We start from the raw sequence: 11,496 nt of genomic DNA on the forward strand, positions 1-11,496 counted from the left end.
AAACCAATCGAGGTATGACATGTATCGCAGAGATCTTCTGAAGGCCGCGTCGACGGCCGCAATCGCGCTGACCCTTCCGGCCACCACGGCTTTGGCCGCGCAGTCCCAATCGAAGGGCAATCCCACGAAACTTATGGTCGCCAAGCGCACCATCGACATCAACGGCAAAGTCGCCGAGGTCTTCGGCTTATTGAGGCCGGATGGCGGGCACGGTGTCGTCATCGACGCCGAATCCATGTTCGACGTCGAGCTCGTCAACGAGATCGGCGAACCGACCCTCGTGCACTGGCACGGATTGACGCCGCCCTGGAACCAGGACGGTGTCCCCAACAATCCGGCGGCACTGCTCAAGCCCGCGGAGGCGAGGCGCTATGCCTTTCCTGCCGGTCCGGGCGGAACGCACTGGATGCACGCCCACACGCTGCAGGAACAGCGCCTTCTCGCAGCGCCGCTGATCGTGAGGACGGCCGCTGACCGCGCGGCCGACGAGCAAGAGGTCGTCGTCCTGCTGCATGACTTCTCGTTCAAGTCGCCCGAGGAACTGCTCGCCGGGTTGAAGAAGACACCGGACGACATGGCCGGCATGCCGATGATGGATCATAGCAAAATGGGCCACATGACGGGCGACGACACGATGGACATGTCCGGGATGTCGGACATGTCGGATATGCAGTCCATGCCGGGAATGGACGGCATGGACATCAACGACATCGAATACGACGCCTATCTCGCGAACGACCGGACCCTCGGTGATCCTGAAGTCGTCAGGGTGGAAAGGAGCGGCAAGGTTCTGCTGCGGATCATCAACGGAGCGACCGCGACGGCATTCACCATCGACCTTGGCACGCTTCCGGGAGAGGTCGTCGCCGTCGACGGGCAGCCCGTGCGGCCGATCGCGGGGCGGTTGTTTCCGATGACCATGGGCCAACGGCTGGACATCCGGGTCCGGATTCCCGGGGAAGGAGGGTCGTTTCCGGTTCTGGCGCTGCGCGAAGGCGCCCGGCAGCGTGCGGGGGTGGTGCTCGCCACCGCGGGCGCGACGGTGGCCAAGGTTCCTGTCGATGGAACGCTGGACGCCCCCGTGCTCGACCTTGGCTTTGAGCGGAGCGTCGTCGCTATGTCACCCTTGGCTGCACGCCCGGCGAGCCGCCGTTACGACCTGTCGCTGACGGGAGACATGAAGTCCTACATGTGGTCGATCGGAGGACCGGGCGAATTGTCCGTCGCGGAAAACGACCGCGTGGAAGTGACGATGTCCAACAAGTCGATGATGTCGCATCCGATGCACCTGCACGGCCATCATTTTCAGGTCGTCGCGATCAACGGCGAGGCATTCGCTGGAGCTGTCCGGGACACTGTGCTCGTTCCTCCGATGCAACAGGTCACCGTCGCCTTCGATGCTGCCAATCCCGGACGCTGGCCGCTCCATTGCCATCACCTGTACCACATGGCGACGGGCATGATGACCTATGTCAACTACGGCAAATTGGGTTGAGACCAGCACATGCCCTCCGTCCGGCGAGCGGCGGAGGGTACCCCTGCAACGGGAATCTTCGATCATGTCCGACCACGATCACCATGGCGACGAACACGCGCACCACAATCACGAGCATCATAGTGCGCCAGCCGCGACGCGGCCCGACTCCGCAGCGCGGCAGGCTGCCCCAGCCGGGACTGTCTACACCTGCCCGATGCATCCTCAGATCAGGCGCCCGAGGCCTGGCAGTTGCCCGATCTGCGGCATGGCATTGGAACCGGAGATCGCGACGGCGGAGCAAGGGCCGAGCGCAGAATATCTCGACATGCGCCGTCGTTTCTGGGTCGGGCTGATCCTGGCGGCTCCTGTCTTCGTCCTCGAAATGAGCGCTCACTTGTTCGACATGCACATGCTGGTCGATCCGCAGGTCTCGAACTGGATTCAGCTCGTGCTTGCCACGCCCGTCGTGTCGTGGGCGGGATGGCCGTTCTTCGAACGCGCATGGCGCTCGCTGACGACAATGAACCTCAACATGTTCACCCTGATCGCCATGGGAACAGGCGTCGCGTGGCTCTACAGCACCGTCGCGACCATCGCTCCCGGTCTCTTCCCCGATACTGTCCGCGGCATGGGCGGCGCAGTCGCCGTCTATTTCGAGGCGGCCGCGGTCATCACCGTTCTGGTGCTCTTGGGACAGGTCCTGGAACTGAGGGCACGCGAGCAGACGGGCGGAGCCATCCGGGCGCTGCTGGACCTCGCGCCCAAGACGGCGCGCCGGGTTGCCGCTGACGGCTCGGAAACCGACGTGGCCCTCGACGAGGTCGCTGTCGGCGACCGGTTGAGGGTACGGCCGGGAGAAAAGGTTCCGGTCGACGGCAAGCTGGTCGAGGGACGGAGCTCGGTCGACGAGTCGATGGTCACCGGCGAGTCCATGCCCGTTACCAAGGAATCGGGTTCGGCGCTGATCGGCGGGACCATGAACAAGACCGGCGGCTTCCTGATGGAGGCTGGCAAGGTCGGCCGGGACACCATGCTGTCGCAGATCGTGCTGATGGTCGCCAATGCCCAGCGCTCGCGCGCACCGATCCAGAGGATGGCCGACCGGGTGTCCGGCTGGTTCGTGCCGCTGGTCATCGCGGTCGCTGCGCTTGCGTTCGCGGCCTGGATGATTTGGGGACCCGAGCCTCGGTTCGCGCACGCTCTCCTGGCGGCCGTCGCCGTGCTCATCATTGCCTGCCCTTGTGCGCTCGGGCTTGCGACCCCGATGTCGATCATGGTCGGCGTCGGCCGGGGCGCCGGCCTCGGCGTGCTGATCAAGAACGCGGAGGCGCTTGAGCGTTTCGAGAAGGTCGATACGCTCGTCGTCGACAAGACCGGTACGCTCACCGAGGGGCGGCCGAAGGTCACCGCTGTGAGGACCGCCCCTGATATCGAGGAGCGCGAGTTCCTGCGCCTCGCCGCCAGCCTGGAGAAGTCGAGCGAGCACCCATTGGCACTCGCTGTCGTGCAGGCGGCGGCCGACCGCAACATCCCGCTGTCAATCGCTTCGGAATTCGACAGCCCGGTCGGAAAAGGCGTCGTCGGCACCGTCGACGGCAAACGTCTCGTGATCGGCAGCCTGCGGATCATGGGAGAGCAAGGCATCGACGTCGCCGCCCTGGCCGGAGACGCGGAAGCGCTGCGCGGAGAGGGCGCCACGGTCATATTCATGTCCATCGACGGCAAGGTGGGCGGATTGATCGCAATCGCCGACCCGGTCAAGCAAAGCACGCCGGAGGCGCTGAAGGCGCTGCGTGACGCCGGCATCAGGGTGGTCATGCTGACCGGAGACAACAGGACGACCGCGCTCGCGGTGGCGAAACGCCTGGGAATCGATGAAGTCGAAGCTGAGATTCTGCCGGAGAACAAGGGCGAGATCGTCAGAAAGCTGCGGTCGGAGGGCCGCGTCGTCGCCATGGCCGGAGACGGCGTGAACGACGCGCCGGCTCTCGCTGCGGCCGATGTCGGGGTGGCGATGGGCACTGGCACCGACGTCGCGATCGAGAGCGCCGGCGTCACGCTGCTCAAGGGCGATCTCCAGGGGCTGGTGAAGGCGAGGGAACTGTCCCGCGCCACCATGAGCAATATCCGCCAGAACCTGTTCTTCGCCTTCGTCTACAATGCGGCCGGAGTGCCCGTCGCCGCAGGCATCCTCTACCCGGCTTTCGGCCTGCTGCTCTCGCCCGTCATTGCAGCCGCCGCGATGGCGCTCTCGTCGGTGAGCGTGATCGGCAACTCGCTCAGGCTTCGGGCAGCCAACTTATGACAGGCAGGGAGCTTCTGTTCGCGGGGAGCCTTGGAGCTACGCTCATCTGCTCTGTCGTGACCGCTGCACAAACAATCCCGCCCGTCGTGAAAGCCCGCCAGGACGATATGAAGTCGATGAGCGCGGCCGCGAAAGCCCTGAACGACTTTTTTCTTGGAAAGCGGAAGTATGACGCGGATGAGTTCAGGGCCGCTGCCGCGATCATCGTGGACAGGGCCGGAACGCTGCTCGTCTCGCATTTTCGGGAGATCGCGGCCGCACCCGGATCGGACGCGCGACCCGAGATCGCCACCGAGCGCGCCAAGTTCGAAACGCTTGCGTCTCAACTCCAGGCATACGCGGCTCGGGTGGGAGCGGCCGCCGCAGACGGAGACCGCGTGCCGCAGTCGATGCGGATGCGGCACGCGGAAATGATCGAAGGCGGGCCGTTCGCGCGTCGCAAGGCGAATCGCCCTGACATCGCGTCCTTCAGTTCCGAGCACGCCTTCCACATGATGCTGCAAACCTGTACGTCATGCCACGCCGAGTTCCGCGAACGGCGTTGATGGGAGGTCGGCCACGCAGGTGCGGGACATTGCAGTTCCGCTCACAGCTCGACCGCATAGTATGTGAAGCCGCCCTCGTCCTTCCCTACGCCGGAGATCGCTTCGTTGATCTTTTCGATCGGCCATACCATCGGCGACATGACCGACATGTCGATAATGCCGGCTTCGACCATGGCGGCGATCTCCATGCCCTCGGCGGCGGTGAACCAGACCGAGCCGATCAACTCCATCTGCTCGTCCATCCACCACTTGACGTCGACGGGCAAAGCGCCGGACGTGCCGCCGATATTGACGATGCGACCGCCCCGTTTGACGCCGCCCATGGCGTCCAACATGGAGTCGAGGGGCGCCTTGGCGCCGAGCGTATCGAGCATCAGGTCCGCGCCGCTTCCGCCGGTCTCATCCTTGACGAAGGCAGCCGACGATCCCTTCGTATTCGAGAAGGTGACGATCCGGTCGGGAGCGATTGCCTTCAATCTTTCGAGCAGCTTCTCGCCCCTGGCGATGGCATAGATTCTCGCGACGCCCATCGCCAGGGCGAGCAGCGCCGCTCCCAACCCCAACGTTCCGGTCGCGCCGTTGATGATCAGCGTCTTGCCCATGAGCGGGCCGCACTTCTTCAGGGCGGCGTAGGACGTGCCGAGATAGCCCATGCGGGAACCCTGGACGAAACTCATGTTGTCGGGGATTTTGATGACTTGCGCCTGCGGGGCGACCATGAATTCGCCGAAGCCGCCATAAGGGTAGCGGGCGAACATCTCCATGCTCTTGGGATTGTACCCGAAATATCCTCCCAAGGTCCAATATTCGCACGCCTGAGGCCTGCCGGAAGAGCAATGATGGCATGCGCCGCAAAAACGGCCGGGATTCACATAGACCCTGTCGCCGGGCCTGAGGCTGACGACCTGGGGACCGACCTCGTGGACGATGCCGCTCGGATCGAGACCATGGATCGCCGGACGCGGCGGCAGCGGCATCTGCGGGTACCATGTCTCCCAGTTGGCCAGCACGTTCGCCAGGTTCGGAACCATGCCACAGGCCTTCACGCGAACGACGACATCATTTCCCGTCGCCGTCGGGCGTTCCACTTCGTCGATGCTCATCGGCTGGCCTACGGCATGCAATCGCGCGGCACGCATCATTTCCATCATCATCTCCTCCCAATCTCAAAGATCGCATCGTATTGACATTCTATTCGGATTGTGAATACCGTTTAGTATCTGAAAAGGCAAGCGAGGAAAACCAAATATCCTCGCCCATCCGGGTCCGAACCCGCGCTCAAGGAGGAGTGATGCATTTCGTTCTGGTAGACTGGCTCCGCATTCTCTGCGGCGCCTGGTTCATTCCGCATTTTGTTGGCAAGAGCCTGCATTACAGCAAAGCGTCTGAGACTTTCGCGGCTGCGGGGTTCAGGCCTGGCAAGCTGTTCATCGGCATCACGATGGCTTTCGAACTTGCGGCGGCGATCGGCATGATGCTGGGCGTCTATCCCCGAATTGCCGCGGTTCTGGGTGCCCTGGTGCTGCTCGGAGCGGGCTATGCCGTCGTCAAGATCAACGGCGCGAACTGGCGCTGGCAGAAGATGGGTCCGGAATATCCGATCTTCTGGGCACTCATTTGTCTTCTCACGGCTATTGTCTGATTGCCGCTTTTTGGAGTACGCCTCGGTTTCTGGATACGCATCAACGGGATTCGCGCATGGCACGGCTGACACGTGAGCAGAGTCAGGCTCGCACGAAGGAAAAGCTTTTGGAATCCGCCTTCGAGGTGATGGCGCGATACGGCTATGCCGGGGCTTCGATAGAAAGGATCGCCGAAGAGGCGGGATTTTCGAAGGGCGCGTTCTATTCGAACTTCGCCAACAAGGAAGACATTTTCCTGCAATTGCTCGCCGGAAATGCCGGCGGGGACGTCGTTCAACTGGCCGATCTTCTCGGCAAATGCGACGATCCCATGCAACTGATCGACGTGCTTGCGAACTGGGCCAGCAATCGCGGCGACGACCGGAAATGGGGCATGCTGGCCATCGAGCTTCTCAGGATGGCGCAGCACGACAAGACGCTTGGCGACCGCCATGTCAACCTTTTCCGCGACCAATGGGAAGGGGTGGGCAAAATCCTCATCGACAAACTGGAGCTTGTCCTGCAGCCTCCGGCCAGTCCCTTCTATATCGGCGGTATCGTCCTCGAACTGACCTATGGCGGCATATCGAGCTTCCTCAAGGACGGCGCTCCCGGCGACATGGTTCGGGTCGTCTTGGGGGCGATGTACCGCTCTTCCCGAGATGCGAAATCCGCGGCCCTCAGGTCGGCCTGACCGTCTTCCGTTGCGCGTCGTCGCTCAGAGCCTCTCGATCGGCGGCCGACATCATCCGGCGCATGAAAAACGAGTGACCGCGTAGCCAGCTTGGTTTCGGGTTACTTGGCGTCGTCCGTGCGCATCTCGATCTTTCCCGCAAGTTTCCGAATATCCGCCGTAAATGATGGCGCTTGACGCTGATCGCGCTTGACATCCAAAAACTCAAAGTCTAGTTTGACTTCGAAAACTAAATGGTATTTGAAAACCATATAGTATCTATCGTTGCCATGCGGCGGCCCGCTGTTGAGGAGAACGCGGGGAACAGGGGGAACATGAGCAGAAATCGATCGACCGTCTCCGGTCGGATGGCGCGAGCCGGAGATCGTAGCGCCGTCCGCGTCTGCTGAGCGCGCACATCGGCGTACAACCGCCTCTCATCCATTTCGCAGTTTGGAAACATCGTATGTTTGGATTTGGCAACTCCCCGCAGGAGGCGCTGGCCGCGTCCCTGCTCGTCATGGCATTGGCCGCCTTCCTGGTTTCAGGGCTGATGCGCTGGCGCGGTCTTGTCCGTCCCACCGATCTGCTGATGCCTGCCGCTTTGGTGGCCGCCTACTGGTTTGTCTACAACAAGGTGCCGGCATTCCCTCCGGTGGGAGCAGTCAACAAAGTCTTCTATGTGATCGCTGTCGGCACGGTCCTGGGCTTTGCGGCGGAGCGCCTCATGCCCAAAGCGGTTCACCCACTCGCCCTGCTACAGCCAGCCTTCGCGGCGATTTATATCGGTCTCCCTCGTTTAGGCGTCGCGTCCTGGGAGGTCCTTGTCGCGGCTGCCGGCGGGCTGGCTGTGATGTGGTTTGTGTTGCGTGGCGCGGCGTGGGGTCAGTGGCCGCGCGCCGCATCCACCGGATGCGGCCGGGAGGACGACGTGAAGCGAGGCGGTGTCGTTGCTGTCCTGGCGCTTGGCTTTGCGCCGATAGCTCTTCTGGGCGCGTCGTCCTCCTCGTTCCAACTCTGCCTGATGTTTGCGGCGGGGTGCTTTGGGATTCTGTTCCTGCATGCTTTCAAACCCGCCTTTCGTTTCGGCGGCGCTTCATCCATGGGAGCCTTGGGTGGTCTGACCGCCATCGTCGACACTGTCGTGCTGATCACGCGCAAGGCCGATCTGGTCTCCGTCGCTGTTCTCGCCTTATGCGTGGTCCTGCCGATGTTTTCGGACCGCGTTTGTCGGACGGTCGGAATATCCGGACAGTTCCCGCGCCTTTTCATTCACGTGGCCTTGGCAGCACTTCCGGCTGCGAGCGCGGTCGCCGTCGCTTTCCTGGACTACGGCTCGAGTTTTCCCGTTTAACCTGAGGAGGAGAATGACAATGAAATACAGACTCGCAGCAATCCTGCTTTCGATGTCGGCACTGGCCGGAGCGGTGTCGCCCGCCTGGGCGACGAAGTTCAGCATCGATCCCGTGCATTCGGGAATCGCGTTCTACATCGACCATCTTGGTTTCTCCAAGGTGATCGGCGTTGCCCGGGAGTTTTCGGGAGCCTTCGATTTCGACGCGTCCAAGCCGGAGGCAAGCAATCTCGACGTCAAGGTGACCGTCGCCTCGATCTCGACCAACAACAAGCAACGCGATGGCGACATCCAGGGCGCCGACTGGTTCAACGCGACGGAATTCCCGGAGATCACCTTTGTCGGCAAGCAATTCAAGAAGTCGACCGATACGACGGGCCAGATCGTCGGTGACTTGACGATTGCCGGCGTGACCAAATCCACGACGCTCGACGTTACCTTCAACAAGGAAGGCCAGAATCCCTGGGACAAGAGCCATGTCGTCGGCTTCAGTGCCACGACCAGGATCAAGCGCAGCGATTTCGGCATGAAAGCGGCACTCGGCATGATCGGTGACGAGGTCGATCTTACGATCCAGGTCGAAGGAAAGGAACTGAAAAGCTAAGTGGGCAGACCGGGCATGGCGGCGCATGGCAAGTTCGACGCTTTTGTACGAATGGCCTTACGCCGCCAAAAATCCGCAACAGTAAAATCGAAATAAATACATATTTTCGAAATAAGTTGCGGTATCGAAAAAATCGAGATAGAGGCTAGCCGAGCGACCGGCGACCACGGCGGATGATCCGCGAGAGGATGATGCCAACCGGCGACGAGCAGCTTTGATCGAGCCGGAACATCAGGGGGCAATAATGTACACACTGGAAACTGAGATCATCATCGACGCGGCGCCTCAGCTTGTCTGGAGCGTTCTCGACAATCTGGAGAAATATCCGGAATGGAATGAGATCATTCCGGATCTGAAGGGTCGGACGACCGTCGGGGAACGCGTATCCGGCACGCTCAAGCAGGACAACACGCCCGATATTCCGATCAATCCGACGATCACCCGCATTGTCGGCGCGCGCGAGCTGCGCTGGCTGAGCGAGGCGCCGGGCGGCGTGTTTTCCGCCGAGCATATTTTTGTTCTTGAGCCGATCGCCGATGGCAAGACGCGGCTCGCCCACAGCGAGATATTTGGTGGCCCCGTTGCGGAACAAAGATGGCCGAACATCGACACCAACACCCGGGCGGCTTACGAAAAATTCAACCGCCTCATAAAGGCGCGGGCCGAAGACCTGAGCCGGGAAACGCTCACCCTGCATCCCGCCGCCAGTAAGCCGGTCAGCTCCAACGCGGCCTGCGCCCTGCTGCGCTGCCGCTGCCAGGACGAACCGGTCGAGATCACCGTCAGCGGCCCGATCTATCACAACCACCTCTGCGGATGTTCCAAATGCTGGAAGCCGGAAGGCGCAGTCTTCGCACAGGTCGCCGTGACGCCGGCAGGGTCCGCCGTCGAGACGAAAAATGCCGGCAAGCTCGCTGTGGTCGATCAATCCCAGAAGATTCAGCGCTACGCCTGCAGGGATTGCGGAACCCATATGGTCGGCAGGGTGACGGACAAGGACCATCATTTCTACGGCCTTGAATTCGTGCACCCGGAACTGTCTGACACTGATGCGCAGCTTCCGATCGAATTTGCCGCCTTCGTTTCATCGCTGGTCGAGACCGGTACGTCGCCATCATCGATGTCGGGCATACGCAGTCAGTTAGCCGGCTTGTCGGTTCCCGCATATGACAGCTTCTCGCCCGAACTGATGGACATCATCGCCTGGCACAAAGTGAAGATCGCCGCGTCGACCCGCGAACACGCCAAGAACTGAACGGAGGATCAGACACTATGGACGTACGCGCCGCCGTGGCCATACAGGCCGGCAAACCGCTCGAAATCATGACTGTCCAGCTCGAAGGCCCCAAGGCCGGCGAAGTGCTGGTCGAGGTCAAGGCGACCGGCATCTGCCATACCGACGATTTCACGCTCTCCGGTGCCGATCCGGAAGGCCTGTTCCCCGCCATTCTCGGCCATGAGGGCGCCGGCGTCGTCGTCGATGTCGGCCCGGGCGTGACCACCGTCAAGAAGGGCGATCACGTCATTCCGCTCTATACGCCGGAATGCCGCTCCTGCCCCTCTTGCCTCTCCCGCAAGACCAATCTCTGCACCGCCATCCGCGCCACCCAGGGCCAGGGCGTCATGCCTGACGGCACCAGCCGCTTCTCGATCGGCAAGGACAAGATCCATCACTATATGGGTTGCTCGACCTTCGCCAATTACACCGTCCTGCCGGAAATCGCCCTGGCCAAGGTGCGCGAGGATGCCCCCTTCGACAAGATCTGCTATATCGGCTGCGGCGTCACCACCGGCATCGGTGCGGTGATCAACACCGCCAAGGTGGAGATCGGCGCCACCGCGGTGGTCTTCGGCCTCGGCGGCATCGGCCTCAATGTCATCCAGGGCCTCAAGCTCGCCGGTGCCGACATGATCATCGGCGTCGATCTCAACAATGACAAGAAGGTCTGGGGCGAACGTTTCGGCATGACGCATTTCGTCAACCCGAAGGAGGTCGACGGCGACATCGTTCCCTATCTGGTCAACATGACCAAGCGCGGTGCCGACCAGATCGGCGGCGCGGATTACACCTTCGACTGCACCGGCAACACCAAGGTGATGCGCCAGGCGCTGGAAGCATCGCATCGCGGCTGGGGCAAGTCCGTCATCATCGGCGTCGCCGGCGCCGGCCAGGAAATCTCCACTCGCCCGTTTCAGCTGGTCACGGGCCGTACCTGGATGGGCACCGCCTTCGGTGGCGCCCGCGGCCGCACCGATGTGCCCAAGATCGTCGATTGGTACATGGATGGCAAGATCCAGATCGACCCGATGATCACCCACACCATGCCGCTCGAAGACATCAACAAGGGTTTCGAGCTGATGCATGGCGGCGAGAGCGTGCGCGGCGTCGTGATTTACTGAGGCGACGATCCGCGCCGGGGGAGGGGTAGTGACAGCAAACGTATACATAGCCAAGGAGACCGAAGGCGAGCCGCGCGTTGCGGCCTCACCTGAGACGGTCAAGAAGATGAAGTCGCTCGGCCTCGACGTCGTGGTCGAGGCGGGTGCGGGTGCACTGTCGCGCATTCCGGATGGCGAATATGAGAAAGTCGGCGCACGGATCGGCCTGATTGCCGACGCCACCTTGGCCGATGTGGTGCTCAAGGTCCGCCGCCCCACCGCCGACGAGATCCGCGGCTACAAATCCGGCGCCGTGGTCATCGCCATCATGGACCCTTACGGCAACGAAGCGGCTATCGCCGACATGGCCTCGGCCGGGCTGACCGCGTTTGCCATGGAACTGATGCCGCGCATCACCCGGGCGCAGTCGATGGACGTGCTCTCCTCGCAGGCCAATCTCGCCGGCTACCAGGCGGTGATTGACGCAGCCGGGATCTATGACCGGGCGATGCCGATGATGATGACCGCCGCCGGCAC

11 protein-coding genes are annotated in these 11,496 nt (G+C 62.1%); 10 read left to right on the forward strand and 1 reads right to left on the reverse strand.

Annotated features, from left to right (window positions below; genetic code table 11):
* Positions 1 to 19: 19 nt before the first annotated feature.
* The 3 genes from AC1D06_RS02250 (at position 20) to AC1D06_RS02260 (ending at position 4,327) form a co-directional block, all read left to right on the forward strand.
* Positions 20 to 1,495 (forward strand): multicopper oxidase family protein, encoded by a 1,476-nt coding sequence (locus AC1D06_RS02250; protein WP_477984651.1) that lies wholly within the window; start codon positions 20 to 22, stop codon positions 1,493 to 1,495.
* A 64-nt stretch (positions 1,496 to 1,559) separates the two neighbouring features.
* Positions 1,560 to 3,782 (forward strand): copper-transporting P-type ATPase, encoded by a 2,223-nt coding sequence (locus tag AC1D06_RS02255; protein WP_477984653.1) that lies wholly within the window; start codon positions 1,560 to 1,562, stop codon positions 3,780 to 3,782.
* On the forward strand, positions 3,779 to 4,327 hold the full coding sequence (locus tag AC1D06_RS02260; protein WP_477984655.1) for a c-type cytochrome: 549 nt from the start codon (positions 3,779 to 3,781) through the stop codon (positions 4,325 to 4,327). The genes AC1D06_RS02255 and AC1D06_RS02260 overlap by 4 nt, the downstream gene beginning before the upstream one ends.
* Positions 4,328 to 4,368: 41 nt before the next feature.
* On the opposite strand, the gene AC1D06_RS02265 is transcribed toward AC1D06_RS02260, so the two are convergent.
* Entirely contained in the window at positions 4,369 to 5,478 is a 1,110-nt protein-coding gene (locus AC1D06_RS02265) for an alcohol dehydrogenase catalytic domain-containing protein (protein WP_477984657.1), read from the reverse strand.
* A 140-nt stretch (positions 5,479 to 5,618) separates the two neighbouring features.
* Between AC1D06_RS02265 and AC1D06_RS02270 the strand changes: the two genes are divergently transcribed.
* The 7 genes from AC1D06_RS02270 to AC1D06_RS02300 all read left to right on the forward strand — a co-directional run.
* Positions 5,619 to 5,969, forward strand: coding sequence for a DoxX family protein (locus AC1D06_RS02270; RefSeq protein ID WP_477878837.1), 351 nt, complete (start codon positions 5,619 to 5,621; stop codon positions 5,967 to 5,969).
* Between the two features lie 56 nt (positions 5,970 to 6,025).
* Entirely contained in the window at positions 6,026 to 6,643 is a 618-nt protein-coding gene (locus AC1D06_RS02275) for a TetR/AcrR family transcriptional regulator (RefSeq protein WP_477984659.1), read from the forward strand.
* A 445-nt stretch (positions 6,644 to 7,088) separates the two neighbouring features.
* Positions 7,089 to 7,976, forward strand: a complete 888-nt coding sequence (locus tag AC1D06_RS02280; RefSeq protein ID WP_477984661.1) for a hypothetical protein — start codon at positions 7,089 to 7,091, stop codon at positions 7,974 to 7,976.
* A gap of 19 nt (positions 7,977 to 7,995) precedes the next feature.
* Positions 7,996 to 8,580, forward strand: coding sequence for a YceI family protein (locus AC1D06_RS02285; protein WP_477984663.1), 585 nt, complete (start codon positions 7,996 to 7,998; stop codon positions 8,578 to 8,580).
* A 244-nt stretch (positions 8,581 to 8,824) separates the two neighbouring features.
* Positions 8,825 to 9,835, forward strand: a complete 1,011-nt coding sequence (locus AC1D06_RS02290; protein ID WP_477984665.1) for a GFA family protein — start codon at positions 8,825 to 8,827, stop codon at positions 9,833 to 9,835.
* A 17-nt stretch (positions 9,836 to 9,852) separates the two neighbouring features.
* Positions 9,853 to 10,980 carry an S-(hydroxymethyl)glutathione dehydrogenase/class III alcohol dehydrogenase gene (locus AC1D06_RS02295; protein WP_477984667.1) on the forward strand — a complete coding sequence of 376 codons (1,128 nt, stop codon included), beginning with the start codon at positions 9,853 to 9,855 and terminating at the stop codon, positions 10,978 to 10,980.
* Between the two features lie 28 nt (positions 10,981 to 11,008).
* Positions 11,009 to 11,496, forward strand: a 488-nt coding sequence (locus AC1D06_RS02300; RefSeq protein WP_477984669.1) for a Rossmann-fold NAD(P)-binding domain-containing protein, incomplete at its 3' end; no start/stop codon positions are given.

Source organism: Rhizobium sp. P2_G2 (assembly GCF_056403555.1).